We start from the raw sequence: 26972 nt of genomic DNA, 5'->3' as shown, positions 1-26972 counted from the left end.
TTAGTAGTTAGTACCTAGACTTTAGTCGTTAGTAATTAGTAGTATGCAGGGTTGATAAGTTAGGGGTTGATGTTACTTGTAAAATGTGAACTAGTTACAAAGAAACTAGTTCACCATATTTAGTTTATAGTTCACGTTACAAAGAAACTAGTTCACCATATTTAGTTTATAGTTCACGTTACAAAGAAACTAGTTCACCGCATTTAGTTTATAGTTCACGTTACAAAGAAACTAGTTCACCACATTTAGTTTATAGTTCACGTTACAAAGAAACTAGTTCACCACATTTAGTTTATAGTTCACGTTACAAAGAAACTAGTTCACCACATTTAGTTTATAGTTCACGTTACAAAGAAACTAGATCACCACATTTAGTTTATAGTTCACGTTACAAAGAAACTAGTTCACCACATTTAGTTTATAGTTCACGTTATTAAGTAACGAAAACTGCCTGATAATCACTTTTTGCCAATGATTAATTATTTTCTAGTAATCACCAACCACTATGGACTAAGGACTAATCACTAGGGACTGGAAGTCTTCTTCTGTGTTACCAGATACACTCCGATAAAAATCAAAACCGCTGATCCAGCTTTTACCCAACTCAATTCGTCTTTTTGTAATCCGATAGCGAAAATAGTAGCAAACAAGGGTTGTAAGTAGATGAATACAGCAACGGTAGTGGGTTTGAGTTCTTTCATTGAAAGTAAATTCAGCAGATAGGTAAGGAAGGTGGAAAAAATGACCACAAACCCTATTTTCATAAAAGCAGAAGGAGGAACTATACTCCAATCTACTGCCTGAAATTCATTCCAACCAAAAGGAATAACCATTAGAAAGCCGAAGAAATAAATCCATTTCACAAACGAAAAAGCATTGTATTTGTCCATCAATTTTTTAACAATGATGAGGTAAAAACCATAGGAAACAGCATTCACAAAAACGAGAAAGTTCCCCAATGAGGCGTTAGGCGCATTCACCATCGATTTTCCATACAGGATTAAGGTAACGGTTCCGGCTAATCCCAGAAGAATACCGATGATTTTTCGGTTTTCCATGCGTTCCTTCATGATAAAAGCCGAAAGCATGAGTACAATCATCGGAGTGGTTACCATTAAAACAGCTCCCATAATGGGTGAAGTGTAGCTCAATCCTTTGAAGAAAGTCAGCATATTGAAGGCAATTCCGAAAAAAGAGGCTGCAATGATTCGTGGAAAATCGGCTTTGTCGATTTTTTCAGTCTTTACAAATAAGGTAGCAATCCAAAATAGCAACATCGATCCGCCTACACGCAGAAAAATAAAACCGAAGGGGTCGATGTATTTTGGCATCACATCTTTGGCGATAGTAAACGTTACGCCGTATATAATCGAAACCAAAGTTGCGGCAATTAATGCCCATTCTCTTTTATTCATTGTTTAGAAAGTCAATGGCTGCGCCAACGGTTTTGGCACTATTGCCTACAAAAATCTTTCCATCGGCAATAATTACCGGACGAGATAAGAACGTATAGTGTTCCAGAATATAACGCTTGAAGTCGGTTTCCGTTAATTTTTCATCTTTCAAACCCATTTCTTTGTAAAGGGTTGCTCTTTTGCTGAAAAGCACTTCGTAACTGCCCGCCATTTGTTGCATTTCATCTACTTGCTTTACCGTCATTGGTTCCGTTTTGATGTCCTGCAATTCAAAGGTGTCTAATTGCGGCAATGATTTTAAAATGCGTTGGCAGGTACTGCAGGTTTTTAAGTAATAAATCTTTCTCATTATTTTAATTTTAAATACTGATTGGCTTCTGTGTATGGAATTACTACTTCGATTGGTCCTTCCGCATAGGAAGCTACTTCGTATTGATTGTAAAGTAAATTCACTCCTTTTTTAGTCAGGAAAATATTTTGAGGCAAATGAAATTTTTCATCTGCAAACCAATAACCCGTTTCGTTGATGTTTACATTTTTAGGAACATTTTGCTGCTTTCTGAATTTCTGTTCGGCTAATTTGGTGAAGCCTTTTAAGTCAGAAAATAAGTTTTCCTTTTTGATTTGTTTGCCTGTTTTGGCATCAATAAAATAAGAATAGGTAGCGCCGTTGCCGTGCGCTCCACCGGTATAAGCCCAATAATCGAATACGAGGTTGAGTAATTTTGGAGATTGATAATCTATTGAGGTAGTACTATATGCTTGCCAATGTGAGGTGAATTCTTGATCTTCCTGATGTACTTGATTATAAGTACTGATGAAATTAGCACAAATGGCATCAAAATTTTTAGGTCGTTGGATCGTATCAAAGTAAAATAAACTGCTCATTTCCTGCAGGATCAATTTATTAATACTATCAGTTACTACCGATTTTGTTGTAAAAGTAGGAACGTTAAGTTCAATTTCGGTGGTGTCTGAACCTTCTACGAGACGCTTTTCAATTTTTTTCATTTCATAATCCAAGGTGTCGAAGTCTGATTTTACAGCATCCACTACAGTAGTAGTTTTTGGAGGATTAGAGATGGGAGTATCTTTTTTACAACTGATGGAAATACCCGCAATGAGAATATAATAAAGTAATTTACGCACGTTAAAATTGTATTAAAATGTACTACAAAATTAACTTTTTAAACGTACGGTTGGAGGTTTTGGGTTACTTTTGAAAAAAATAATTTATGGGAACTTTTACCAAAGAAATATCCATTCGCTGGTCTGATCTTGACCCGAATTTCCATATGCGCCACAGTGCTTTTTATGATTTTGGCGCACAACATCGTATCGAAGTGTTGGAACAACATGGTTTAACTATGAAATTAATGCAACAGCAATCTTTTGGACCGGTTTTGTTCCGAGAAGAAGCCATTTTCAGAAGAGAAATTCATTTGAGTGACACGATTACCATCACAACGAAGATGGGAAAGATGAAAGCCGATGCATCTCGTTGGACTATTGTGCATGAGTTGAAGAACCAAAGAGATGAATTGTGTGCGGTAATTAGTGTGGATGGTGCTTGGATGGATACCAAGTTGCGAAAGTTGGCTAGTCCGACACCCGAAATCGTTCAGGAAGTTATGAATGCATTTCCTAAAACCGAAGATTTTATCGCTTTATAAACATACCAACTATGGAATATACTTTTAAAATTAACCTTTTGTCGCGTAATGTTCTTTTGAGATTTCTGGAAAATCATACGTTGGAACAATTGAATAAGATTCCGGAAGGATTCAGTAATAATCTAATATGGAACATTGGTCATATGGTGGTCGTACAACAAATGTTGGTGTACCGTTTGTCAGGATTGCCAATGATGGTTTCCGATGCAATGGTGGCCAAATACATGAAGGGAACCAAACCGGAATCGGATGTGACACAAGAGGAAGTGGATGAAATCAAGTCATTACTGTTTGCCACTTTAGAGCAATCGAAAAAAGATTTTGAGAATGCTATTTTCAAAACCTATACCGAGTTCACTACTTCAACAGGTTATACTGTGACCAGTGCAAAAGATGCTATGGAATTTAACAATTACCATGAAGGGATGCATACCGGTATTATGATGCAAATCAAAAAATTCTTGTAAAGAATAGCAAAACTCCCCAAAAGACAACACAAAAATCTTAGGGGAGTTTTCCTCGAATTAAGCAACTCTTTTTTCCTTCTGATGAAGGATATTTTCTTTGAGTTCGGTAACGGAAAGGTTTAGCTTGAGTAGTTTTCTTTTATGAAAGTAAAGTTTCAATCGGAGTTTGTATAGATCATATACTATAATTACGACCAGAACCAGACTTACCAAATAAAACATCTTGAATCCCAAATGCACATAAGTAAATCCAGCCAAAACAGCACCAATAAGATAAAATAAAGTTATCGATGATAACAGTTTTGCTCTTTCCTTTAGGTTCTTGTTGTTGCGAAATTCTTTTTTGGTGAACATTGAGAACAAAATTCCTAAATCGGTTGTAGTACCGGTTAAGTGAGTTGTTTTGATGGAGAAGTTTGAAATACTTGCCGTGAGTCCGTTCTGTAATCCCATAGCAAAAAGTAAGATGGCTAAAAGGACTTCTGTTTCGGCTAATGTTTCCCCATAAAAATTGTCTCCGTAAAAACTCACTGCTATTAAGCAAAGTATCTCCAATAGTAACGGTATCGAATGGGCAATATAGCTGTTCTTATGATTAAGGTGTATCACAGCCAGGTTGGAAGTAAAACTCCCCAGGAAGAATAACAAAATCCAAGAGAATACCACAATAGTCTGGTACAGATTTCCTTTCACGATTTCTGAAGCAAGAACAGCATAATGCCCAGTAATGTTTGATGAGAATGAAAAGAATAGCAGTAGCGAACCGATATTGATCATTCCGGCAGAAAATGCGGATAAGGAACCGAGTTTGAGATTGTCTGAATGGGATCTGCTGTTACTGTATTTTCTAAGCATCTTTATTTCTTTTTTTCAAATGTTAAGCGGGCAATCCCACGAACATCTGTGTTTGTATTAAAATTGAGCACGAGTTTGTCTTCCGATAATTCTGAAAGCGTATAATGTTCAACTGAGTTGTCGTTGTATTTCAACTCGAGTATATTTCCCCTGCCTTTTATGGACCAGGTTAGTTTTTTTGTGGCCTCTTTTCCTTTTAGAATTAATTCCTTTCCGGGCATGAAAATCCATTTTTCGGCTTTATGAATAATCAGGTTCTGACTGGCAATTTCCTTGACATAACCTGAAACGTTTTTAAAGTCGGCATTCACCGTGTCGTTTTTGTCGACCTTTTCATATTCCCAACTTGCTTCTTCCCATTCGCCTTCAATCTTTTTTTCCGGATTCCCCGACATACTTGTTGTTGTTATAAGGATTACCAAAACCAGTATGGGAAGACTAATGTATTGTATGATGATTTTCATGTTTTAGTTTTTTTTAGGTTAACCTATGGAAACCTGGTTCAGGAATACTTCGCTGATTTTTCCTTTTTCGGTAACCGGAGAAATTGTGTCAGTGGTAATTGTAATGACTTCCACAGGCGATTTTTTAATAAATCTTGTTAAGTCAAAGCTATTGCTCTTGGCCAGTTTTGGTTTACCATCAAAGAGATAGATCTTCTCAACGTTGTTGGAGTCAAGATAACTGTTGAATGCAATTTGGTTGAACCCGGTGAATAAGTCGATTTTGATTGAGTTGATTTGGGAATCAAATTTGTTGCACAATACTTCAAAAGCTTCTTCAAATTCGGAATTGGTCAGTGCATCGATGTGCTTTCTTTTGGAGAAGAACAATAAGTCACGTATCGAGTCACTTAGATTCAAACCGTGTAATAGGATAATATCTAAAGGTGTACCTGCGGAGTTGTTGCTTAAAACGGCTTTTAATGTGTTTAATGAATTGACGGTAAAGTCGGTCGGTATTACAATTGATTTTTTCATGCTTCGTACTATTTTTTTGTTTACAAAGCAAAACTAGAAGTGAGGTATTAGAGTTTTATTAAGCTGAGATTAGAATGTTATTAGAATTGGATATTCGAGATTAAAATGAGATTAGAAAAACTTAGAAAAATGTTAAAAACGGTAATAAATGAAGTTTTAGTTCACTGTTTTAAGTGATGGAAGTGTGATTTGTACAGTTGTGCCTTCGCTCTCAGTTGAGGTGACAAGAATCTTTCCATTATGCATACGGATGATGTTTCGGGTAAGTGGTAATCCGATGCCGTAGCCTTCGTAATTTTTGGTATTAGATGCCCTAAAGAATGGGTCGTAAATGTATTTGATTTCGTTTTCCGGAATACCAATTCCTTTGTCTTTAATAATGATGTAAACGTAATCATCCGAAGCACCAATTGATATCGTCACATGATTATAATCAGAATACTTGCAACCATTGCTGATAATGTTACTGAAAGCCAGATGTAGCAGTTGAGTGTTTCCGTTGACTTTTAGTTTTAACGGATTTTCTGGTAATAGTTCCATGTCAAGATGGATTTTATTCTTACTATTTAAGGTGTCAAGATTTTCTTTTACATCCCAGATCAATTGGTCAATGCGTATTTTTTCGAATTTCTGTACCTTTCCATTGAATCCGGTTTGTGCTAAGAACAACAAAGCCTTTGTTTTATTGTCTAATTTTTCGGCCTCTTGCAGAATGATTTTTAAGGCCTCAACATATTCTTCCGTAGATCGGGTTTTTGTTAGCACAACATCAGCTTCGCCTATTATGGCGGTCAATGGAGTTCGTAATTCGTGAGAAGCATTGCTAATGAAGTTGTTTTGGGTTTCAAAGGAAGTTTCAATCCGGTCTAGCATATTATTGAATGTACCGGTTAATTCAGAGAGTTCATCTTTGGCGATGTCTTCACTCAATCGTAAATGCAGGTTTTCGGAACTGATTTCTTTTACTTTTTCCGTTATGGCAGAAATAGGTTTGAAGATGTTTTTTGAGTAATATACGGCGATGTATAATAATAGTAGAAAAGCTGCGCTTATGGCAAAAAGCATGGTTTTAATTAGGTTTTCGGCCTGATTGATTTCGAAATAATTTTCGGCTACTGTTATGACAATGAAATTTCCTTTATTGGACTGAAATTTTATTCCTTTATAGAGGTATTTATTAGTAGCAAAGCGGGCTTCTCCTTCTTCAATTACATCTTTAAAAAACTGTTTATTGATGCCTACTTTTTGAGATTCGGCATCTATGTTGAGTTGGTTGTTTATCGGGATAAAAAAGTCTCTTTCATGAGGGAGTTTGTCTAGATCTTCTTCCTCTGAAAATTCAGTTCCTCGTACTAATTTTTCTTTGGCCACTTTCTTCGCCCTAGCTTCAAGCAATCGAAATAAATAATCTTCAGAATAATTGGAAACAGTGGCATAGATGAATATACTGAACAGGAAAATCACGATCAGGAAAGGAATCAAGAACAGTAAAATAACCCTCGAATGTTTTTTCATATATCAGTTATTGGATGGTTGTAGACGATTTAGTTTTCACGCAAAACATATCCCATGCCTATTACGGTATGGATAATCTTGTCTTCTGCTTTGAGGTCAACTTTTTTTCGGAGGTAGTTGATGTATACATCCACAACATTGGTACCTAAATCGTAATCGACTCCCCAAACGGCTTCTAGTATATCCATCCTTGAAAGTACTTTGTTTTTGTTTTTCAACAAATGGAGTAATAGTTTATACTCGGTTGAGGTCAATGATATTTCTTCTCCTTCCAGCGTTACCGTTTTTGTGTAATCATTTATTTTTAAATCGTTGAATACATATAGGTGTTCTGGAGCGAGGCTTTCTTCTTTTTGTGAAATGGTTTGGCCGGAGGAACGTCTTAGTAGTGTTTTAATTCGGGCAACCAACTCTATGAATTTAAATGGTTTTACCAAATAGTCGTCGGCTCCATTTTCTAATCCCAATACAATATTTTCGGAGGTTCCGAGTGCGGTTAAAAACAGTATCGGTACGGCCTGTTTTTTGGTACGTATGGATTTGCAAACTTCCAATCCGTTTATTTCCGGTAACATAATGTCTAAAATAATCAAATCGAAAGTATTGTCCAGTGCCATTTGTAGTCCGGTTTTGCCATCGAATGCAACACTGACTTCAAATCCTTCTTCTGTAAGTCCTTTTTTAATAAAAGAAACAACATGGGCCTCATCTTCAACTAAAAGTATTTTTTTCATGGATTATGGTGCTTCAACAGGAAGGGTTGGTCATAAAATTATTGTAAAAGAGAAGGCAAGTTAAAAAAAATACTCCGAAGTTAATACCTTTGTGAAAAATATATAAATTATGAAATTCAATACGAAAGTTATACATGGTGGACAACATCATGATCCAAGTACTGGGGCGGTAATGCCACCGGTATACCAGACTTCTACTTTTGTGCAGACGAGTCCGGGGAAACCATTAAATCCGGAATATGAATACAGTCGTGCAGCAAATCCTACTCGTACTGCTTTGGAAGATGCGTTAGCTTCGATCGAAAATGGAGCAAGAGGTCTAGCCTTTTCTTCGGGATTGGCAGCTACAGATTGTTTGCTTAGATTGTTTAAAGCTGGTGATGAAATCATTGCAATGGATGATTTGTATGGAGGAACTTACCGTTTGTTTACGCGTTTGTATAAAGACAGTGGGATTAAATTTCACTTTGTAGATATGAATGATTTGGAAGGATTTCAAGCGTTAATTAACGAAAATACGAAGTTAGTTTGGGTGGAAACTCCAACCAATCCTTTGATGAAATTAGCGGATATCGCCGCTATTGCACAGATCACTAAAAAACACAATATTTTATTCGCTGTAGACAATACTTTTGCGACACCATATTTGCAAAAGCCATTGGATTTGGGAGCTGATATTGTAATGCATTCGGCTACCAAATATTTAGGAGGACATAGTGATGTAATTGCTGGTGCGTTAGTTATTAAAGACAAGGCTTTGGGAGATGAATTACACTTTAAACAATTTGCAACCGGAGCAACATTAGGGCCACAGGATTCTTTCTTAGTATTAAGAGGAATCAAAACATTGCATTTGCGTGTACAACGTCATTGTGAAAATGGAGCTAAAGTAGCTGAGTTTTTGGTAAATCATCCTAAAGTGGAAAGAGTATATTATCCTGGATTGGAAAATCATCCGTTTCATGAAATTGCGAAAAAGCAAATGAAAGGTGGTTTTGGAGGTATGGTAACTTTTACTTTTAAATCAGGTGAAAAGCAAGATGCAATTAGCTTCTTGGAGAAAGTAAAAGTATTTACTTTGGCTGAATCGTTAGGTGGCGTTGAGTCATTGGCAAATCACCCGGCTTTAATGACGCATGCTTCTATTCCGGAAGACAAACGAAAAGAAATTGGTATTACTGATGATTTGGTTCGTTTGAGTGTAGGAGTGGAAGATGTGGATGACTTGATTGAAGATTTGAAACAAGCATTGGCATAATAAACAAAAAAACCCGAGTTTGAACTCGGGTTTTTTTTATGTTTTTGTATTTCTATTAATTTAAGTAATAAATGTATCCGAAGTTCAACCAAACATTCCAGTCGTTGGCTTTGTTCTCTGGATAAAGATCTTCGTTTGGATTTAAACCGTCAACCCAGTTTGAAAAGTAGTATTGAAAACGTAAATCTAAAATTAAATCCGATAAAGGTGTTAGTTTATAACGGCTACCCACACTCGATACAACAGACCATGTGCTTCCTCTTTCGTTGGTAAAACCGTGTGCCTCACCGTCTGAAGGTGTCCAGTATTTAGGGAAGATGTTGGCTTGGTTTAATAATTGACCGTCACCATATGTTGTGCCTACTTCTGGTTTGTAAAAACTGAATTGTGCTCCCAAACTTACAAATGGGCCAAAACTTCCAGTTTGTGAGGTGAAGTCACGAATGCTTAACGGGTAATATTCCAATTGCATACCAATGTTTGTAACAGCTGTACTTCCTGACATTGCTCTTAATTGTTCTGCTCCAACTGATGTTTTATCCGGGTCAACCCAACGGCCAAAATGATTTAATTTGGTTTTGTTGTATGAAATTTCACTTCGTAATTTAAAGTGGTCATTAAAATAGGTTTCAGGGGTGTAACAGTTACAATCGGCTCTATATGAAAAATTCAAATAATGAACTAAACCAACTCCTAAGCCAGTATTTCCTGCATTGGTGTCGAAGTCATGTCTCTCACCGTAGTCGGATTGAAAGGCAACAGGACCAGTAATTACTCCCACTTCATGAGAAAAGCCAAACTGCGCCTGAAGCGAGCTGATTGTTCCTAAAGTTAGAAAAACGATTAAGCTATAAAATTTAGACATGGGTCAACTTTTAAGTCATTATAGGACAAATATATAAAAACATCAATCACATCAAAAAAAAAACAGTAAAAAAACCGCAATATTCTAAGGTTAAGTTTTTGATAAGTGATTTATTAGCCTAAAACCGTTGGTGTTATTTTTAGAAAATGTATATTTGCTCCACTAAACGAAAACGTTTTCATTAACGTAAAAATTAAAATTATTATGTCACATAGTATTGATGCTTTTGTAGAGGCTGTAGCAAAAAACAATCCTAATGAGCCAGAATTCTTACAAGCTGTAAGAGAAGTTGCCGAAACAGTAATTCCTTTCATCGAAAACAATCCGAAATACCAAGGTAAAATGTTACTTGAGCGTATGGTTGAACCAGAAAGAGTAATGATGTTCCGTGTGGCTTGGATTGATGATAAAGGTCAAACACAAGTTAATAAAGGGTATAGAATTCAAATGAACTCAGCAATTGGTCCTTATAAAGGAGGTTTGCGTTTTCACCCTTCAGTAAATTTAAGTATTTTGAAATTCTTAGCTTTTGAGCAAGTATTCAAAAATTCATTAACGACATTGCCAATGGGTGGTGGTAAAGGAGGTTCAAACTTCGATCCTAAAGGTAAATCAGATACTGAAATCATGCGTTTTTGCCAGGCTTTCATGACAGAATTAGCACGTCATATTGGTGCTGATACTGACGTTCCTGCTGGTGATATCGGTGTAGGTGGAAGAGAAGTAGGTTATATGTTCGGTCAATATAAAAAATTACGTAACGAGTTTACAGGAGTTTTAACTGGTAAAGGAATCACTTTCGGAGGTTCATTAATCCGTCCTGAAGCAACTGGTTACGGTGATGTATATTTTGCATACAACATGTTGAAAACTAAAGGAGAAAGCTTCGATGGGAAAACAGTTGTAGTTTCTGGATCTGGAAACGTGGCACAATATGCTGCTGAAAAAGCAAGACAATTAGGAGGAAAAGTAGTTACATTATCTGACTCATCAGGTTATATCTATGATGCAGAAGGTATCGATGAAGAAAAATTAGCGTACGTTATGGAAATCAAAAACGTAAACTATGGTCGTATCTCTGATTACTTAAAAAAATATCCAAACGCTAAATTTGTTGAAGGAAAACGTCCATGGGAAGTGAAATGTGATATCGCATTGCCATGTGCTACTCAAAATGAATTGAACGAAGATGATGCTAAAGCGCTTGTAGCAAACGGATGTATCTGTGTTGCTGAAGGAGCTAACATGCCATCGACTCCAGAAGCAGTTATAGTATTCCAAAATGCTAAAATTTTGTTTGCTCCTGGTAAAGCTTCAAATGCTGGAGGTGTTGCTACATCTGGTCTTGAAATGTCACAAAACTCATTACGTTTAAGCTGGTCTTCTGAAGAAGTTGATGATCGTTTGAAAGTAATTATGAACAACATTCACCAAGCATGTGTGAATTACGGTTCTGACGGTAATGGGTATGTGGATTATGTAAAAGGTGCAAATATTGCTGGTTTCGTTAAAGTTGCCGATGCTATGTTAGCGCAAGGAGTTGTGTAATTTCTATAAGCTATATATCAATAAAAGTCCTGCATTTGCAGGACTTTTTGTTTTCAGTATATTAAAACCTAAATAAAATCGTTTTTATCTATATTTGTGCGATATCTTTTTTTATATGAATAAATTTGTTGTAACAATTGTCGTTTTTGCTTTTTCCTTTGCTGGTTTTTCCCAAAACAATCAGGATTGGAGAGGATTCTTTTCGTATAACTCTATCAAAGATATCACGCAGGGAGGAACTACTGTTATTGCGGCTTCTGAAAATGCTTTTTTTAAGAAAGACATTACAACCAATGTGTTAACTACAACAACAACAGTGGAAGGACTGTCTGGGCAAACCATAACGCAAATTTATCACTCACAGGCTTTTAATAAGACTATCATAGGACACGTAGATGGTTTGATGGTAGTCGTAAACGATCAGGATGGCTCAATACTTAATGTAGTTGATATTGTGAATAAGGTTTCTGTTCCATCAGATAAGAAAAAAATTAATCATTTTACAGAATTCAATGGAAAACTCTACATTTCTACAGATTATGGAATTTCAGTTTTTGATTTACAAAATTCAGAGTTTGGAGATAGCTACTTTATTGGGCCTAACGGGATTAATATCGAAATATTTCAAACCACTATATTTAACAATACAATCTATACTGTAGCAAATGGTTATGGATTACTTACTGCTTCAGTAACCAATCCCAATCTGATTGATTTTAATCAGTGGACAATGGTGGCTGCCGGAAACTGGAAAGGAGTTGAGGCTATTACCAACGGAGTAGCTTTAATAGATACAGGAACAGGATTGTATAATTTAGTGGGTAATAATCCAGTTTATGTAACGAATTTTAACCAAATTCCATTGGATTTTCGGTTTGTTGAAAATAGATTGCTTGTAACCTCGCAAAATTACGTTTACGTTTTAAATGATTTATTATCAAATTTGTTTACAGTGAATAATACTTCCAGTCCATCTGTGAGTTTTACATCAAGCACTTTTAAAGACAATAAATTGTATATAGGGACAAAAGAAAAAGGTGTGATTACCACCACTCAGGCCAATACTACAGTTTTTGAGAATAGTACACCCAACGGACCGTTCAGGAATATGATTTTTGGTGTAGATGCTTATCCCAACGGACTTTGGACCGTTTACGGTGATTATAATGCTGGCTACAACCCGTATTCATTAGACTTGCTTCCTGTAAGTAAATTCAATGAAAACGGTGTCTGGGAAGAATTTCCTTATTCAGGATTATTCGGAGCAAAATCCATTGCAAGAAGTATTGTTAATCCGAATAATGATAAAGAAGTGTTTTTTAGTTCGTATTACTCGGGCTTGTTGAAATTTGTGGATAATGTGCCAACAACTATTTATAATACAACCAATAGTAGTCTTGAGACAATTCAAGGTCAGGTGCCGGATGATGTTCGCGTGAATGGTGTTGGTTTTGATAGAAATGGGAACTTATGGATGACAAATTCTTTGGTGTCTAGGAATTTACATGTTTTAAAAACCGATGGTAGTTTCGTGGGTTATACTCTTCCATGTGTTTTAACACCAGCAATAGCAAGTTTAGGAAGATTGGTTGTAGATAAAAATAATACCAAATGGATTTGTACCAATTTCTTTGGGTTGATTGGTTTTAATGAAACACTTGGTAATAAATGTATTAGTATAGGTGAAGGTACTGGAGAAGGGAACTTGCCAACTCGGGATGTGAGAGCTGTAGCCGTGGATAATAGAAATCGTCTTTGGATTGGAACAAGCAAAGGATTACGAGTTTTGTCAAGTGCAGATTCTTTTATTTCTGAAGATGAATTGGAAACAAACTCGATTATTATTCTAGAAGATGGTGTTGCTCAGGAATTACTTTACCAGCAATTTATTACTGATATTGTAGTTGATGGTGCGAATAATAAATGGATTGGAACTGCTGGTAATGGTGTGTTTTTCATTTCGCCAGACGGTCAAAAAACATATAACATTTTTACCAAAGAGAATTCTCCGCTACCTAGTAACATGATTAACGATATCGATATCAATGAAATTACTGGAGAGGTTTTTATCGCAACAGAAGCAGGTATGGTGTCTTACAAAGGAAATGCAACAACAGGGGCGGATGATCTTAAAAATGTTGTAGTTTTTCCAAATCCTGTTCGTCCAAATTTTACCGGTGATGTTTCCATTACAGGATTAATGGATAAATGCAATGTGAAAATTACCGATATCAGTGGTAATTTAGTATATGAAGCAATTGCGCAAGGCGGAACCGTGTTGTGGAATACCAAAGCGTTTGATAAATACAAAGTGGCTTCTGGGGTATATATTGTGCATATTTCTTCGGATGATGGTGTAGAAGTAGAATCCAAAAAAATTATGATTGTTCGCTAATGCTTGTTAAAACAAAAGCGATAGTTATTTCTTCTCTTAAGTATCAGGAAAAATCCTTGATTGTAAAGTGTTTTACTTTGTCTAACGGACTCAAATCGTATTTTGTTCCGAATGCTTTTTCAGCTAAAAAATCTTCGCAGAAAATTGCTTATTTTCAACCGCTTACCTTGCTGGAAGTTGAAGCGAATCACAAAAATAAAGGAACACTCGAACATTTTAAGGAAATCCGATTGGCTACCGCATATCAAAGCCTAAATCTGGATATAGTGAAAAGTACAATTGTTATTTTCTTGTCGGAAATATTGCATCACAGTATTCGGGAAGAAGAAAAAAATGAACGCCTTTTTGAGTTTTTGGAGACGGCTCTAATTTGGTTGGATACACACGACGATGTTGCTAATTTTCATTTGATACTATTACTTGAGATTACCAAATTTTTGGGATTTTATCCAGATGTGTCTTATTTTGATCTCCCTTATTTCGAAATGAATGAAGGTGTTTTTGCCGATTTAAACGCATTAGGCTGCCTCTCGGAACAAGAAACATTGCTCTTCAAAAAATTAATCGAACTCAAATTCGACAGTGACCAGAGAATCTTTACGGGTAACGATAGGCAACACTTGCTTAAAATCCTTTTGGATTACTATACTTTTCACCTTGATGGTTTTAAAAAACCAAAATCGCTTGAAGTTTTGAAAGAAGTTTTTGCATAAGCATCGGTCTACTTAAAGAAAGTGTAGTATTTTTGCGCAAATTTAAATTTTCAAATGAAAAAAATCACACTATTTATGTTGTTAATGGTGCAAAATTTTCTTTTTGCACAAACCCAAGATTTGGTTGGACTTGCAAAAGGGGATTATCTTGGTTTTAATGCTGTATTTGATCAGAATGACGTACTTTTTGGCTATGTGGCACTATACGGATATGGTAAATCTGGCGAAAAAACAAAAAAATTCGAATATGTACTTCTTGATAAAAACTTGAACCCGGTAGCGAATAAAGAATTTGAAGGAGATATCACTGCGGCCGATTATAGTGCATATATGGATTTTAAAGGCAATATTGTTCTACGACCAAGTCGTATCGACTACTATGCTACTAAAGCTAAAGATATGTTCTCACCTGCTTCAATGGTAGTTAATCTTAAAGACAATACGGTAGAGAAAAAGAAGTATTACGACTACGAAAACAATGCCATCAAGGAGAGTGTTGAGTTTAAGAACTGGAACGAATTACGTAAAAACAATAAAGTAGAGAAAAAAGAAAAGGGCTACAACTACTTTTCGTATGTGTATGAGGTGAAAGAAGGCGGTTTTATTGTGCTCGAGTTTAATGATTACGGAAGCTATATCAACAATAATAGCTTAATTAGGTTTGATGACGAAAAAAAGGAACTTTGGAAATATTCCTATAATACAAGTGGAAATAAAAAGAACAAAGAAGTATTGAGGATAATTGAAAAGGATGAAAATTATATCTACGGAATTCTAAATAATGATAATGATGGTGTGAAAACTTTTCACTTGTTGGTAATCGATATGAAAACCGGAAAGGAAGTTGTGAAAACGCCTATCGATAAATTCAGTGCCAAAACTATCGAAAACATCACTTTCCTTTACGGTGATCGTCATGAAATTTCAAATCAAAAGACTTTCGATGATAAAATTGTATTGGTAGGGAAATTTTTTGCAACCAAAGACGAAGAACTAGGTTTTGCAAGATTATTAATCGATAAAAAAACGTTCCAGTTGGATCAACAGGCTTTTTTATACAACGAATTGAAAGAATTCATTCCGACTATCGACCGTTTGGGATATATGGAAAAAGGATACAAACTGTCTGCAAGAGATTTGTTTTTCCTTAAAGATGGTAGTGTAGGAGTATTGACTGAAAAATTTAGAGAATACGATGGATGGTCTGCGCCTAAATCAGAAGATATGGTGTATGTATACACTGACAGTGCATTTAAAATAAAAGGAATTAAAGTGTTCGATAAAGAGAAATCAAAATGGATTACTTCGGATTATTTATTTTCACAATATGTCAATAGTGGCGATGACGTGGTGTTCTTCTATAGAGATTATGAAAAAGACGAAACAGCTAAGGAGAAAGTGTGGGATTGGAATTTATATATCAACACATTGATCAAAGGAGAATTCAAACAAGAAAAAATAAAGATTTCATCGAAGGAAAACTGGATTGTACCGTATGTGGCTAAAGAGGGCTATATTCTTTTTCAGGAATTGAATAAAAAGGAAAAATACAACAAAATTCGCCTGGAACGATTGAATTATTAATGAATAAAAAAGCAGGGCATTCTTTAAGAATGCCCTGCTTTTTTAGTTGAATTTTATACTTTTTACTGTTAATGGTATCTAGGAGTTTTTGCTGTAATAATCAGCAATTTTCTTTATCTCTTCCAAATTTAAATTCCACATAAATCCTAAAAAAGTCTGATAGCTTTTACTCTGTTTTTTAGGTTCAATACGGTCCAGATAATGGTTGAGTTTGTAGTTTTTTCTTCCTTCGTAGATTTTCTCAAAGCATTTTCCTAGCCAAAGTTTGTAATGCAAATTGTCTTTTTCTTCTTGTAATGATTGTAGGCACAAATAAATGCCTTCTCCGAATTTTTCTTCATAAAATAAATTGGGAAGCATTTCCATTCGTGCTATATCTTGCATCTTTTTGAAACCAGCATCAGCTTCTTCTGCTTTTTCATCCGAATCAAGTTCTTTAAATTGCTTTTTTAGGAAGGCTATTCTTTCGACAATTTCAGGATGGGTTGAAACAGAGTCTTTGTTTATTTTTTCCTTGTAATGATCGTAATTGTAGGCTGAAAAATCTTCGCCTTGAAACCATTTTTCTTTAAAATCTTGTTCAGGTATGCTAAAGAACTTTTTGTAAGTAGCAATGTTTACTTCCTTTGAAGAAATGGTATCGTATTTTTCTAAGTTTTTCAACGCATTCGTAAAATCGGCTTTTTTGAAAGTGCTTTTACGATATAAAATATATCCTAATGAGTCAGATTCAGTCTCAAATTTTCTACTGATTTCACCCTTGGCATAAATCTGCTTTTTGAAAACATCAAATGCTTTTATGGTGCGATTATACTTCACTTCGTTTAATAAGCTGACTTCGGTTTTGTTTTTCTCATTGGTGATGATGTTATCCAGTTGCTTTTTCAAACTATGCTCTAGTATTTTGTGTCCAAGCTCATGCGCTATTACAGAAGCAATTTGATCTCTGTTGTCCATCCAATTGAATAAACCCATATTGATTACAAAGGTGCCGTCTGGTAAACAATAAGCATTAGGGATGTTGGTTTTACCGATGAGTACTTTTAGATCATTTGGAATTTCAGTGTTTTTTTGTCTTAATTCGGTAATAATATCTTGAACGTATTGTTCGAATTCCGACTTGAACGTGTAGTTTTTGTCTTCTATTTCTTTAATAAAAAATTCTTGGAAGCGTGTGTGTGACTTCGCAAGTTCTTTTCCTCTTTTTCCAGGAAAACGTTCCTTAATTTTCTTTACATGGTTGTCGTTTTTGGTTTTAAATTCTTTTACAAATGCCTTTCTTTCTGCATAATCTGCAGTGTCAATAGCTTTGTGATTTTGCGCATTAAGTAGAGTTAATTGTAATAATGCAAAAAGATAAAACAGTTGTTTTTTCATGCGATGGGGACTTGTATGTGAGTGCAAAAGTAATTTTTTCGCAACAATTCACATAATATTAGTAAAAAGGCTTGCTTTTTAACCATTTTTTGGCTTTGTAATTTTGTCTATTGCCTTACAAATCATTACTTTCGCAGATTGATTTTAGAATACGACAAAATGAACACGAAATTTACTGAATACAAAGGACTTGACTTGCCAACAGTGGCATCAGAAGTTCTTGATTTCTGGAAAAAAAACAATGTTTTTGAACAATCTGTAACTTCACGCGAAGGTGCAACTCCGTATGTGTTTTTTGAAGGTCCGCCTTCAGCAAACGGTTTGCCAGGAATTCACCACGTGATGGCCCGAGCGATTAAAGATATTTTTTGTCGTTACAAAACTCAAAAAGGATTTCAAGTAAAACGTAAAGCGGGATGGGATACCCATGGATTACCCGTGGAATTAGGTACTGAAAAAGAATTAGGAATCACTAAGGAGGATATCGGTAAAACGATTTCTGTTACCGAATACAATGAAGCATGTAAGCGTACAGTAATGCGTTATACAGATGTTTGGAATGACCTTACAGAAAAAATGGGCTACTGGGTAGATATGGAAGATCCGTATGTAACCTATAAGTCAAAATACATGGAGTCGGTTTGGTGGTTGCTAAAACAGATTTATACTAAAGATTTATTATACAAAGGGTATACGATTCAACCGTATTCGCCGAAAGCAGGAACAGGATTGTCTTCGCATGAGGTGAATCAGCCGGGTTCTTATCGCGATGTGACCGATACAACCATTGTGGCACAGTTCAAAGCAATCGAAAATACATTGCCTGATTTCTTGAAAGGCTTCGGGACGATTCATTTGATGGCTTGGACTACTACACCTTGGACATTGCCGAGTAATACTGCATTGACAGTTGGTCCTAAGATTGATTATGCTTTGGTGAAAACCTTCAATCAGTATACTTTTGAGCCAATTAATGTTGTTTTGGCTGAAAATCTAATCGGAAAACAGTTCGGAAGTAAGTACTTCTTAGCGGAATCGGAAGAAGATTTTGCTAATTATAAATCCGAAGACAAGAAAATACCGTATATGGTTTTACATGTTAGTAAAGGTGCCGATTTAGTAGGTATCCGTTACGAACAGTTGTTGCCGTACACGTTACCATACCAAAATCCTGAGAATGCGTTTCGCGTAATTTCAGGTGATTTTGTTACCACCGAAGACGGAACGGGTATTGTTCATACTGCGCCTACATTTGGTGCCGATGATGCTAAAGTAGCCAAGGAGGCTACTCCGGAAGTGCCACCAATGTTGGTATTGGACGAGAATGGTAATCCTGTGCCTCTGGTGGATTTACAAGGTCGCTTTGTAAGCCAAATGGGGGATATGGGTGGTAAGTATGTGAAGAACGAATACTACAACGACGGTGAAGCACCGGAGAAGTCAGTAGACGTTGAAATCGCTATCCGCCTTAAAGAAGAAAATAAAGCTTTCAAGGTAGAAAAATATGTACACAGTTACCCACACTGCTGGAGAACAGATAAACCCATCTTGTACTATCCGTTAGACTCTTGGTTTATCAAGGTTACGGAAGTAAAAGACCGTATGTTCGACTTGAATGAAACCATCAACTGGAAGCCGAAAGCAACCGGTGAAGGACGTTTCGGTAACTGGCTGAAGAATGCAAACGACTGGAATCTTTCCCGCTCACGTTACTGGGGTATCCCATTGCCTTTGTGGAGAAACGAGGAAGGTACAGAAACGGTTTGTATCGGTTCGGTAGAGGAATTGTACAATGAAATCGAAAAGGCTATCGCTGCCGGTTTCATGACAGAGAATCCATATAAAGGATTTGTAATTGGAAATATGGAGGAAACCAATTATGATTTGGTGGACTTGCATAAAAATATAGTGGATAATATCGTATTGGTATCACCTTCGGGCAAACCAATGAAGCGTGAAACGGATCTGATCGACGTTTGGTTCGATTCGGGTGCAATGCCTTACGCTCAATGGCATTATCCTTTCGAAAACAAAGAATTGATCGATGGTAATCAATCGTTCCCTGCTGATTTTATTGCAGAAGGGGTGGATCAAACCCGCGGATGGTTTTATACCTTACACGCAATCGGTACCTTGGTTTTTGATAAAGTAGCGTATAAAAATGTTGTTTCTAACGGACTGGTATTGGATAAAAACGGACAAAAAATGTCGAAACGTTTAGGAAATGCTGTTGATCCTTTCGAAACATTAAAAGAATACGGTCCCGATGCAACGCGCTGGTATATGATTGCGAACGCGAACCCTTGGGATAACTTGAAGTTTGATATTGAAGGAGTAGCTGAAGTACGACGTAAATTCTTCGGTACTTTGTATAATACCTATTCGTTCTTTGCGTTATATGCCAACATTGATGGCTTCAAATACAACGAAGTGGAAGTTCCACTAGCAGAAAGACCGGAAATCGACCGTTGGATCTTGTCTGAATTGCATACATTAATTCAATTGGTAGATGAAGCCTATGCAGAATATGAACCAACAAAAGCGGCTCGTGCTATTTCTGATTTTGTTCAGGAAAATTTGAGTAACTGGTACGTTCGCTTATGTAGAAGAAGATTCTGGAAAGGGGAATACGGAACTGATAAAATTGCAGCATACCAAACGTTGTATACGTGTTTGATGACGGTTGCGAAATTGTCTGCGCCGATTGCGCCATTCTTTATGGATCGCTTGTATAAAGACTTGAATGCAGCTACAGAGGCCGAAAAATATAGCAGTGTGCATCTAGCGGAATTCCCAAAATTTGTTGAAAATTTTGTTGATAAATCGCTGGAAAGCAAAATGTTGAAGGCGCAAACGGTTTCTTCATTGGTTTTGTCACTTCGTAAAAAGGAGATGATCAAAGTACGTCAACCGTTGCAAAAGGTAATGATTCCAGTACTTGACGAAGTTCAACGTGCTGAAATCGAGGCGGTTTCTGACTTGATAAAAGCGGAAGTAAACGTCAAAGAAGTACAACTTCTGGATGATGCTTCAGGGGTATTAGTGAAACAAATTAAGCCGAATTTTAAAGCTTTAGGGCCGAAGTTCGGAAAGGATATGGGTCTGATTTCCAAAGAAATACAGGGATTTTCTCAGGAACAAATCGCTGAAATAGAGCGAAAAGGTGAGATTTCTATTGTTATTTCAGGAAATAGTGTTAATTTAACAACTCAAGATGTGGAAATTTCTTCACAAGATATTGAGGGTTGGTTGGTAGCTAATTCAAACGGTATAACAGTAGCATTGGACATAACGATTTCCGATGAATTGAGAAAAGAAGGTATCGCTAGGGAATTAGTCAACCGAATCCAAAATATACGTAAAGATTCTGGTTTTGAAGTAACGGATAAGATTAAAGTAGCCATGTTGAAACAAGGGGAAATTCAACAAGCTGTTGAAGCGAACTTGGACTACATCAAATCGGAAACCTTAACAGAAGAACTAGCTTTCACAGAAAGTATCGAAAATGGTACGGAAATTGAGTTTGATGAACTAAGAACTAAAATATTAATTTCAAAGTAAGGAATTATGGTAGAAGAACAAATAAGATATTCGGATGCTGATTTAGCAGAATTCAAAGAATTGATTCAAAAGAAGCTGGAAAAAGCTAAAAATGATTTGGACCTAATCAAAAGTGCTTACCTTAATGATTTAAATAACGGGACAGATGATACTTCCCCAACATTTAAAGCATTTGAAGAAGGGAGTGAGACTATGTCGAAAGAGGCCAATTCACAATTAGCTATCCGTCAGGAAAAATTCATTCGCGATTTGAAAAATGCATTGATCCGCATAGAGAATAAAACGTACGGAATTTGTAAAGTAACAGGAAAACTTATCAATAAAGAAAGATTGAAGTTGGTACCGCATGCTACCATGAGTATCGAAGCAAAGAACTTGCAACGTTAATCTTTTTCTAAAAATTACTGAACGCTCCTTTTTGGGGCGTTTTTTATTTTAATTATACTATTTTTGTGTCTCAAACATAAAATAATGAATTTAAAGAAAGCCTATCTCATCGTTTTTATCGTTTTAGTAATTGACCAAATCACAAAGATTTATGTAAAAACACACTTTGTCTATGGTGAAGCAGGACAAGTTCATGTCACTGATTGGTTTAAAATTTTCTTTGTTGAAAATGAAGGGATGGCCTGGGGTGCCGAAATTCCGGGCGCCTACGGTAAAATTGCGTTAACTCTGTTTCGAATTGCAGCTGTTGGTGGAATTGGATATTGGTTATGGCTTTCAGTGAAAGAGAAGGCTTCCAATTTGCTCATATTTGCTATTTCTTTGATTTTAGCTGGAGCCTTCGGTAATATTTTGGATTCAGTTTTCTATGGTAGAATTTTTAATGAAAGTTATATGCAACCTGCCGTTTTATTCTCCGATGAACCTTACGCACCTTGGTTTTATGGTAAAGTAGTGGATATGTTCTATTTTCCTATCATTAAAGATTTTCCTATGCCGGAATGGGTTCCGTTTTTGGGAGGAAAAAACTTTACCTTCTTTAATGCTATATTTAATATCGCCGATGTAGCCATTTCTACAGGTGTGGGATTATTAATCGTATTCAATAAAAAAGCGTTTGCCAAAAAGGAAACAATATAAAGAGCAAAAAAAAAAGACCTCATTTGAGGTCTTTTTTATTATTTATTGTGTCCTGGAGCATGACGTCTGGCACTCTTGTCACCGGAAATTTTCTTTGCTTTTCCTGGAGGTAACCTTTTTACTTTTACTGTTTTGCGATTGTGATGGTGATGTACGGTACAGCTGGTAAAACCAGTAGCACAAACCATAACAAGCAAAATCATAGCGACTTTCGATTTTAAATTTGCTAACATAATGTTTCGTTTAATGAATTTGGGTGCGCTAATATAAACTAAAATTCGATGACTCCAAATGGTGTCACACAATAGTTCAGTCGAATATCGGTTTCTTGCATGTCGTCAATAACTTCTTCAGGATCAAAGTAAGACAAACCAATTTTAATCACTTCTTCTTTGCATTCGCCTAAGAATTGATCATAAAAACCTTTGCCGTAACCTACTCGATTTCCTTTTTTGTCAAAAGCCAATAAAGGAACAAAAACCACATCAATTTTGTGAACCGGAACTTCTAATCCATCAACAGGTTCTGGAATGCCATAGTCATTGGTTTTAATTTTAGTGTTGTCAGTTAATAAGTAATGGGTCATTTTGAGGGTTTCAAAATTTGACCTTGAGATTACGATTTCTTTATCTCTTCCTGCCAGAACTTGAAGTAAAAATTCGGTATTGATTTCTTTTTGTGACTCAATTGGAAGGAACAAATGAAAATAGGTCTTTTCCCAAATTGGTAAATACAAACAGTGATTGGCAATTGCCAAACTATCATTCATAATTTCGTCAAAGGTTAATTCTTTACGGAGTGTTTTGTACTTGGTACGGAGTTCGGATTTATTCATAGTGATTATTTTTACAATCTGCTTAGAGATGCACGGCAAATGTACTTTAAAAATGAAACTTATTTGTAAATTTGAAACAACTCTTAATGCATAATCAATTCATGTTGACTTCCCTCGAACTTCAAATCCAAACACTACCTGATAACCCGGGTGTATACCAGTATTTTGATAAAGAAGGTAAGATTTTGTACGTTGGTAAAGCTAAAAATCTAAGAAAAAGGGTATCGTCCTATTTTAATAAGGTTCACGATACTGCTAAGACTAATGTTTTGGTCAAGAAAATTGTTGAAATAAGACATATTGTTGTTCCAACTGAAACCGATGCGTTGCTGCTTGAAAATAATCTCATCAAGAAGTTGCAACCACGTTATAATGTCTTGTTGAAAGACGACAAGACATATCCTTGGATTTGTATCAAAAATGAACCTTTTCCTCGCATCTTTTCTACAAGAAAAATGATTAAAGATGGATCGGAATACTTCGGACCATACACGAGTTTCAAAACGGTACATACCATTTTGGATTTGATCAAAGAATTGTATCCGCTTCGTACGTGTAATTTTGACTTAAGTCGCTCCAATATCAATAGTGGTAAGTTCAAAGTTTGTCTTGAATATCATATAGGGAATTGCAAAGGACCATGTGAAGGTTTAGAAACACAAGAACATTATCAAAATCAAGTTAATGCAATTCGTGAAATCCTTAAAGGGAATTTCAAGGAAAGTTTGAAAGACTTCAAAAAATTAATGACGGATTTAGCAATGGATATGCAGTTTGAACAAGCACAAAAAATCAAAGAAAAAATCGAAGTGCTGGAAAATTATCAAGCTAAATCGACAATTCTGAATCCAAAATTGTCAAATATTGATGTGTTTTCAATTGTTTCAGATGAAGCGATGGCCTATGTGAATTTCCTGCAAATATCTCATGGTGCTATTGTACGTTCGCATACTATGGAATTGAAAAAGAAGTTGGAAGAGACGGATGAAGAATTACTCGAATTGGCTATTGTAGAGCTTCGGGAACGTTTTCATTTGAACTCGAAAGAAATTGTTCTACCATTTGAATTGGATTTCGGAGAAAAAATTAAAGTTACCGTTCCGAAATTGGGAGACAAAAAACAAATTTTGGATTTATCCGAGCGTAACGCCAAATACTATCGTCTAGATCAGTTGAAACAAATTAAAATTGTGGATCCAGATAGGCATACCAATCGCATTATGGCGCAAATGCAGAAGGATTTACGACTTTCGTCGGAGCCGCGTCATATTGAATGTTTCGATAATTCGAATATTCAGGGAACCAACCCGGTTTCGGCATGTGTAGTGTTCAAAGATGGAAAGCCAAGTAAGAAAGATTATCGTCATTTCAATATAAAAACCGTGGAAGGACCGAATGATTTTGCATCGATGGAAGAAGTCGTGTACCGAAGATACAAGCGCATGCTGGATGAGAAAGAATCTTTGCCACAATTAATTATTATTGATGGTGGTAAAGGACAGCTTTCTTCTGCATTAAAAAGTCTGGATGATTTGGGATTAAGAGGGAAAATTGCCATAATCGGTATTGCAAAACGATTGGAGGAAATTTTTTACCCAGGCGATTCGGTGCCTTTGTATTTAGATAAGAAGTCGGAAACATTAAAAACGATTCAACATTTGCGAAATGAAGCACATCGTTTCGGAATTACCTTTCATAGAGATAAAAGAAGCAAGGCGGCACTTAATTCAACTTTGGAATTAATACCGGGTATTGGAGAAAAAACGATGCTAACGTTACTAAAACATTTCAAAAGTGTTAAAAGAATTAAAGAAGCATCGGAAAAGGATATTTCCGATGTTGTAGGAGTTTCAAAAGCCAAAAAAATTTCCGAATTTTATAAGATAAATAACACATCCCAATAAATGAGAACTCTTCTCCTAGTAATACTCGTTTTTTTTTGTAGCAATCTGTATGCTCAAGACACAATCAAGAAGCCAAAAATCGGATTGGTTTTAAGTGGAGGAGGCGCCAAAGGATTAGCACATATCGGTGTTTTAAAAGAAATTGAAAAAGCGGGTATTAAGATAGATTATATCGGCGGTACAAGCATGGGAGCTATAGTGGGAGGATTGTATGCCTCGGGTTATACTGCCGATGAATTGGATTCTATTTTTAGAAACTTGGATTCAGATGCTATTATTCAAGATATTATCCCAAGAGGCAATAAAACATTCTATGAGAAAAATAATGATGAGGTGTATGCGCTAACACTTCCTTTTCAGAAGTTGAAAATTACCGTACCTAAAGGGTTTTCAAAAGGATTGTATAACTATAATTTATTTAGTAAACTAACTCATAATTATCGTCATATTCGCGATTTTAATCAGCTTAAAATTCCTTTTTTGTGTGTAGCTACCGATGTTGAAACGGGTAAAGGTGTTGTGTTTCGTGAAGGATCATTACCGATGTGTCTGGCTGCAAGCGGTGCTTTTCCGTCATTATTCTCGCCGGTAAAAATTGATGGAAAGTATTATATCGATGGGGGTGTGGTTAATAATTACCCAATTGAAGAAGTAAAAGCAATGGGCGCCGATATCATTATTGGGGTGGATGTTCAAGATGGCTTGAAAGATATCAATAATATAAGTGGTGCAACTGGGGTTTTGGTTCAGATTTCCAATTTTAAAACATTGGAAAATATGGACAAGAAAAAAGCAATGACCGATATTTACATCAAACCGAATATTCAAGGTTTCTCTGTGATTTCTTTTGATTTGGGTGAAATTATTATCAAGAATGGTGAACAAGCTGCTCAAAATGTATCGGATCAACTAAAAGCTTTAGGGACAAATTATAAGACTGTGCCTTTAAAATCAGTTAAAAACGATAGTTTGTATTTGAGTGAGATTAATTTTGAAGGACATCGAAATTATACCCGTTCCTATTTTTTAGGAAAACTTCGCTTTAAACCCGGACACAAAATTAGTTATGATGACCTACGTAGTGGTGTAAATAATTTGAATGCAACCCAAAATTTTACATCAATACAGTATAAATTATCTCAACAAGGAGATAAAGATGTTTTATTGGTAGATGTCCAGGAAAATCCAATCAAAACTTTTCTTAAACTGGGAGTACATTATGACGATTTGTTCAAATCGAATGCTCTGGTAAATATCACCAAAAAGAATTTGTTTTTTAAAAATGATGTTGGTTCCGTTGATTTTATAATTGGCGATAATATTCGTTACAATTTGGATTACTATATCGATAACGGTTTTCATTGGAGTTTTGGTTTGAAATCAGCCTTTGATCAATTTAATAAAACGAGTAACACAGATTTTAGAAATGGTGCCATTTTACAAGCATTGGGTAAGAAATCCATTGACTTAAGTTACCACAGCTTGTCAAATAAGGTGTATGTGCAGACTATTTTTGCTCAGAAATTTTTAATTGGAGGAGGATTGGAACATAATTTAATCAATATTGCTTCAAACGATGTAGATACTGCAATGGATATTGATAACAGCTCGTATTATTCCGCATTCGGGTTTTTGAAATTTGATTCCTTTACCAATAAATATTTTCCTAAAAAAGGATGGTATTTCTTTGGTGACTTTAAATCGTGTTTCTATTCCACCGATTATAACAATGATTTTTCCAAATTCTCCCTTTTTAAAGCGGATGTAGCCTTCGTTCATACTTTTTTTAAAAGGGTTTCTTTGAAAGTACAAACAGAAGGCGGTTTTACTGTTGGTGAAGGTATTAATCATATCAATGATTTTATTCTTGGCGGTTATGGTTTTAATGCGTTTAATAATTTTAAGCCTTTCTTCGGCTATAATTTTCTAGATTTACATGGTGACAGTTATGTAAAAGGAAGCGCTAGTGTCGATTATGAATTTGTGAAGAAAAACCATTTGAACTTTACCGCTAATTTTGCAAATATTGGAGACAAAATCTTCGACAACAGAGAGTGGTTTGTCAAACCAAATCATACGGGTTATGCGTTGGGCTATGGATTAGAAACTCTAATTGGCCCAATTGAAATGAAACATTCTTGGTCTCCAGATACAAGTAAACATTATACATGGTTTAGCGTTGGTTTTTGGTTCTAATGCTTTTTAAT

Annotated in this window: 24 protein-coding genes; 12 read left to right on the top strand and 12 right to left on the bottom strand. The window is 35.7% G+C overall.

The features are described 5' to 3' along the window. Nucleotides 1-524 precede the first annotated feature (524 nt). From ACFO7M_RS03550 to ACFO7M_RS03540, 3 genes are read right to left on the bottom strand one after another with little or no spacing between them, the layout of a single operon-like run. On the bottom strand, nucleotides 525-1415 hold the full coding sequence (locus ACFO7M_RS03550; protein WP_379734045.1) for a DMT family transporter: 891 nt from the start codon (nucleotides 1413-1415) through the stop codon (nucleotides 525-527). Further along, nucleotides 1408-1764: an arsenate reductase family protein gene (locus ACFO7M_RS03545; RefSeq protein ID WP_379718028.1), complete on the bottom strand. Its 357-nt coding sequence runs from the start codon at nucleotides 1762-1764 to the stop codon at nucleotides 1408-1410. The genes ACFO7M_RS03550 and ACFO7M_RS03545 overlap by 8 nt, the downstream gene beginning before the upstream one ends. Next, nucleotides 1764-2564, bottom strand: a complete 801-nt coding sequence (locus ACFO7M_RS03540) for a DUF3298 domain-containing protein (protein ID WP_379718030.1) — start codon at nucleotides 2562-2564, stop codon at nucleotides 1764-1766. The genes ACFO7M_RS03545 and ACFO7M_RS03540 overlap by 1 nt, the downstream gene beginning before the upstream one ends. Nucleotides 2565-2650: 86 nt before the next feature. On the opposite strand from ACFO7M_RS03540, the gene ACFO7M_RS03535 reads away from it, so the two are divergent. Together ACFO7M_RS03535 and ACFO7M_RS03530 are read left to right on the top strand one after the other, a co-directional pair. Further along, a complete protein-coding gene (locus ACFO7M_RS03535) occupies nucleotides 2651-3088 on the top strand; it encodes an acyl-CoA thioesterase (protein ID WP_379718032.1) in 438 nt (145 codons plus the stop codon). Nucleotides 3089-3099: 11 nt separating this feature from the next. Next, nucleotides 3100-3555, top strand: a complete 456-nt coding sequence (locus ACFO7M_RS03530) for a DinB family protein (RefSeq protein ID WP_379718034.1) — start codon at nucleotides 3100-3102, stop codon at nucleotides 3553-3555. 57 nt (nucleotides 3556-3612) lie between these two features. Here ACFO7M_RS03530 and ACFO7M_RS03525 read toward each other — a convergent pair whose 3' ends face one another. The 5 genes from ACFO7M_RS03525 to ACFO7M_RS03505 form a co-directional block, all read right to left on the bottom strand. Further along, entirely contained in the window at nucleotides 3613-4410 is a 798-nt protein-coding gene (locus tag ACFO7M_RS03525; protein WP_379718036.1) for a YoaK family protein, read from the bottom strand. A gap of 2 nt (nucleotides 4411-4412) precedes the next feature. After that, nucleotides 4413-4874: a hypothetical protein gene (locus tag ACFO7M_RS03520; protein WP_379718038.1), complete on the bottom strand. Its 462-nt coding sequence runs from the start codon at nucleotides 4872-4874 to the stop codon at nucleotides 4413-4415. A gap of 18 nt (nucleotides 4875-4892) precedes the next feature. Beyond that, on the bottom strand, nucleotides 4893-5390 hold the full coding sequence (locus ACFO7M_RS03515) for a hypothetical protein (protein ID WP_379718040.1): 498 nt from the start codon (nucleotides 5388-5390) through the stop codon (nucleotides 4893-4895). Between the two features lie 156 nt (nucleotides 5391-5546). Continuing rightward, on the bottom strand, nucleotides 5547-6905 hold the full coding sequence (locus ACFO7M_RS03510; RefSeq protein WP_379734043.1) for a HAMP domain-containing sensor histidine kinase: 1359 nt from the start codon (nucleotides 6903-6905) through the stop codon (nucleotides 5547-5549). A gap of 29 nt (nucleotides 6906-6934) precedes the next feature. Beyond that, nucleotides 6935-7639: a response regulator transcription factor gene (locus ACFO7M_RS03505; protein ID WP_379718044.1), complete on the bottom strand. Its 705-nt coding sequence runs from the start codon at nucleotides 7637-7639 to the stop codon at nucleotides 6935-6937. A 109-nt stretch (nucleotides 7640-7748) separates the two neighbouring features. Between ACFO7M_RS03505 and ACFO7M_RS03500 the strand changes: the two genes are divergently transcribed. Next, complete coding sequence (locus ACFO7M_RS03500) at nucleotides 7749-8897, top strand: cystathionine gamma-synthase (protein WP_379718046.1); 1149 nt, start codon at nucleotides 7749-7751, stop codon at nucleotides 8895-8897. Between the two features lie 55 nt (nucleotides 8898-8952). Here ACFO7M_RS03500 and ACFO7M_RS03495 read toward each other — a convergent pair whose 3' ends face one another. Further along, entirely contained in the window at nucleotides 8953-9762 is an 810-nt protein-coding gene (locus tag ACFO7M_RS03495) for a THC0290_0291 family protein (protein WP_379718048.1), read from the bottom strand. 204 nt (nucleotides 9763-9966) lie between these two features. Here ACFO7M_RS03495 and gdhA point away from each other — a divergent pair, with 204 nt between their 5' ends. From gdhA to ACFO7M_RS03475, 4 genes are all read left to right on the top strand, one after another. Beyond that, a complete protein-coding gene (gene gdhA / locus ACFO7M_RS03490; protein WP_379718050.1) occupies nucleotides 9967-11310 on the top strand; it encodes an NADP-specific glutamate dehydrogenase in 1344 nt (447 codons plus the stop codon). Nucleotides 11311-11425: 115 nt separating this feature from the next. Then, complete coding sequence (locus tag ACFO7M_RS03485; protein WP_379718052.1) at nucleotides 11426-13705, top strand: T9SS type A sorting domain-containing protein; 2280 nt, start codon at nucleotides 11426-11428, stop codon at nucleotides 13703-13705. Next, nucleotides 13705-14418 (top strand): DNA repair protein RecO, encoded by a 714-nt coding sequence (recO, locus tag ACFO7M_RS03480; RefSeq protein ID WP_379734041.1) that lies wholly within the window; start codon nucleotides 13705-13707, stop codon nucleotides 14416-14418. Before ACFO7M_RS03485 ends, recO begins: the two co-directional genes overlap by 1 nt. Nucleotides 14419-14472: 54 nt before the next feature. Continuing rightward, a complete protein-coding gene (locus ACFO7M_RS03475) occupies nucleotides 14473-16002 on the top strand; it encodes a hypothetical protein (RefSeq protein WP_379734039.1) in 1530 nt (509 codons plus the stop codon). Between the two features lie 78 nt (nucleotides 16003-16080). On the opposite strand, the gene ACFO7M_RS03470 is transcribed toward ACFO7M_RS03475, so the two are convergent. Further along, nucleotides 16081-17379 (bottom strand): M48 family metalloprotease, encoded by a 1299-nt coding sequence (locus ACFO7M_RS03470; RefSeq protein ID WP_379718058.1) that lies wholly within the window; start codon nucleotides 17377-17379, stop codon nucleotides 16081-16083. 159 nt (nucleotides 17380-17538) lie between these two features. Here ACFO7M_RS03470 and ileS point away from each other — a divergent pair, with 159 nt between their 5' ends. The 3 genes from ileS (at nucleotide 17539) to ACFO7M_RS03455 (ending at nucleotide 22026) form a co-directional block, all read left to right on the top strand. Next, the gene (ileS, locus tag ACFO7M_RS03465; protein ID WP_379734037.1) at nucleotides 17539-20940 is read left to right on the top strand and encodes an isoleucine--tRNA ligase; all 3402 of its coding nucleotides are present in this window, start codon (nucleotides 17539-17541) and stop codon (nucleotides 20938-20940) included. A gap of 6 nt (nucleotides 20941-20946) precedes the next feature. Continuing rightward, entirely contained in the window at nucleotides 20947-21327 is a 381-nt protein-coding gene (locus tag ACFO7M_RS03460) for a TraR/DksA family transcriptional regulator (protein WP_264544176.1), read from the top strand. Nucleotides 21328-21411: 84 nt separating this feature from the next. Continuing rightward, complete coding sequence (locus tag ACFO7M_RS03455; RefSeq protein ID WP_379734035.1) at nucleotides 21412-22026, top strand: lipoprotein signal peptidase; 615 nt, start codon at nucleotides 21412-21414, stop codon at nucleotides 22024-22026. A gap of 38 nt (nucleotides 22027-22064) precedes the next feature. Here the strand turns inward: ACFO7M_RS03455 and ACFO7M_RS03450 are convergent, their stop codons facing one another. Further along, on the bottom strand, nucleotides 22065-22259 hold the full coding sequence (locus tag ACFO7M_RS03450; RefSeq protein ID WP_379734033.1) for a hypothetical protein: 195 nt from the start codon (nucleotides 22257-22259) through the stop codon (nucleotides 22065-22067). Between the two features lie 38 nt (nucleotides 22260-22297). Beyond that, nucleotides 22298-22861 carry a 5-formyltetrahydrofolate cyclo-ligase gene (locus ACFO7M_RS03445; RefSeq protein ID WP_379718067.1) on the bottom strand — a complete coding sequence of 188 codons (564 nt, stop codon included), beginning with the start codon at nucleotides 22859-22861 and terminating at the stop codon, nucleotides 22298-22300. Between the two features lie 101 nt (nucleotides 22862-22962). Between ACFO7M_RS03445 and uvrC the strand changes: the two genes are divergently transcribed. Both uvrC and ACFO7M_RS03435 read left to right on the top strand, forming a co-directional pair. Next, a complete protein-coding gene (gene uvrC, locus ACFO7M_RS03440; protein ID WP_379719031.1) occupies nucleotides 22963-24765 on the top strand; it encodes an excinuclease ABC subunit UvrC in 1803 nt (600 codons plus the stop codon). After that, nucleotides 24766-26961 carry a patatin-like phospholipase family protein gene (locus tag ACFO7M_RS03435; protein WP_379734031.1) on the top strand — a complete coding sequence of 732 codons (2196 nt, stop codon included), beginning with the start codon at nucleotides 24766-24768 and terminating at the stop codon, nucleotides 26959-26961. Nucleotides 26962-26972 lie beyond the last annotated feature (11 nt).

Source organism: Flavobacterium sp. GCM10023249 (assembly GCF_042653365.1).
GTDB lineage: Bacteria > Bacteroidota > Bacteroidia > Flavobacteriales > Flavobacteriaceae > Flavobacterium.
The sequence above is the reverse complement of the archived record's forward strand: the minus strand, read 5'-3'. Positions and strand labels throughout refer to the sequence as shown.

What these genes read in the sequence shown, in the direction of transcription:
- ACFO7M_RS03510 (WP_379734043.1), bottom strand. Translation starts at nt 6,905, where the DNA reads ATGAAAAAACATTCGAGGGTTATTTTACTGTTCTTGATTCCTTTCCTG.
- ACFO7M_RS03470 (WP_379718058.1), bottom strand. Translation starts at nt 17,379, where the DNA reads ATGAAAAAACAACTGTTTTATCTTTTTGCATTATTACAATTAACTCTA.
- ACFO7M_RS03460 (WP_264544176.1), top strand. Translation starts at nt 20,947, where the DNA reads ATGGTAGAAGAACAAATAAGATATTCGGATGCTGATTTAGCAGAATTC.
- uvrC (WP_379719031.1), top strand. Translation starts at nt 22,963, where the DNA reads ATGTTGACTTCCCTCGAACTTCAAATCCAAACACTACCTGATAACCCG.
- ACFO7M_RS03450 (WP_379734033.1), bottom strand. Translation starts at nt 22,259, where the DNA reads ATGTTAGCAAATTTAAAATCGAAAGTCGCTATGATTTTGCTTGTTATG.
- ACFO7M_RS03455 (WP_379734035.1), top strand. Translation starts at nt 21,412, where the DNA reads ATGAATTTAAAGAAAGCCTATCTCATCGTTTTTATCGTTTTAGTAATT.
- ACFO7M_RS03505 (WP_379718044.1), bottom strand. Translation starts at nt 7,639, where the DNA reads ATGAAAAAAATACTTTTAGTTGAAGATGAGGCCCATGTTGTTTCTTTT.
- ACFO7M_RS03515 (WP_379718040.1), bottom strand. Translation starts at nt 5,390, where the DNA reads ATGAAAAAATCAATTGTAATACCGACCGACTTTACCGTCAATTCATTA.
- ACFO7M_RS03495 (WP_379718048.1), bottom strand. Translation starts at nt 9,762, where the DNA reads ATGTCTAAATTTTATAGCTTAATCGTTTTTCTAACTTTAGGAACAATC.
- ACFO7M_RS03535 (WP_379718032.1), top strand. Translation starts at nt 2,651, where the DNA reads ATGGGAACTTTTACCAAAGAAATATCCATTCGCTGGTCTGATCTTGAC.
- ACFO7M_RS03545 (WP_379718028.1), bottom strand. Translation starts at nt 1,764, where the DNA reads ATGAGAAAGATTTATTACTTAAAAACCTGCAGTACCTGCCAACGCATT.
- recO (WP_379734041.1), top strand. Translation starts at nt 13,705, where the DNA reads ATGCTTGTTAAAACAAAAGCGATAGTTATTTCTTCTCTTAAGTATCAG.
- gdhA (WP_379718050.1), top strand. Translation starts at nt 9,967, where the DNA reads ATGTCACATAGTATTGATGCTTTTGTAGAGGCTGTAGCAAAAAACAAT.
- ACFO7M_RS03520 (WP_379718038.1), bottom strand. Translation starts at nt 4,874, where the DNA reads ATGAAAATCATCATACAATACATTAGTCTTCCCATACTGGTTTTGGTA.
- ACFO7M_RS03550 (WP_379734045.1), bottom strand. Translation starts at nt 1,415, where the DNA reads ATGAATAAAAGAGAATGGGCATTAATTGCCGCAACTTTGGTTTCGATT.
- ACFO7M_RS03445 (WP_379718067.1), bottom strand. Translation starts at nt 22,861, where the DNA reads ATGAATAAATCCGAACTCCGTACCAAGTACAAAACACTCCGTAAAGAA.
- ACFO7M_RS03435 (WP_379734031.1), top strand. Translation starts at nt 24,766, where the DNA reads ATGAGAACTCTTCTCCTAGTAATACTCGTTTTTTTTTGTAGCAATCTG.
- ACFO7M_RS03475 (WP_379734039.1), top strand. Translation starts at nt 14,473, where the DNA reads ATGAAAAAAATCACACTATTTATGTTGTTAATGGTGCAAAATTTTCTT.
- ACFO7M_RS03530 (WP_379718034.1), top strand. Translation starts at nt 3,100, where the DNA reads ATGGAATATACTTTTAAAATTAACCTTTTGTCGCGTAATGTTCTTTTG.
- ACFO7M_RS03485 (WP_379718052.1), top strand. Translation starts at nt 11,426, where the DNA reads ATGAATAAATTTGTTGTAACAATTGTCGTTTTTGCTTTTTCCTTTGCT.
- ACFO7M_RS03525 (WP_379718036.1), bottom strand. Translation starts at nt 4,410, where the DNA reads ATGCTTAGAAAATACAGTAACAGCAGATCCCATTCAGACAATCTCAAA.
- ACFO7M_RS03500 (WP_379718046.1), top strand. Translation starts at nt 7,749, where the DNA reads ATGAAATTCAATACGAAAGTTATACATGGTGGACAACATCATGATCCA.
- ileS (WP_379734037.1), top strand. Translation starts at nt 17,539, where the DNA reads ATGAACACGAAATTTACTGAATACAAAGGACTTGACTTGCCAACAGTG.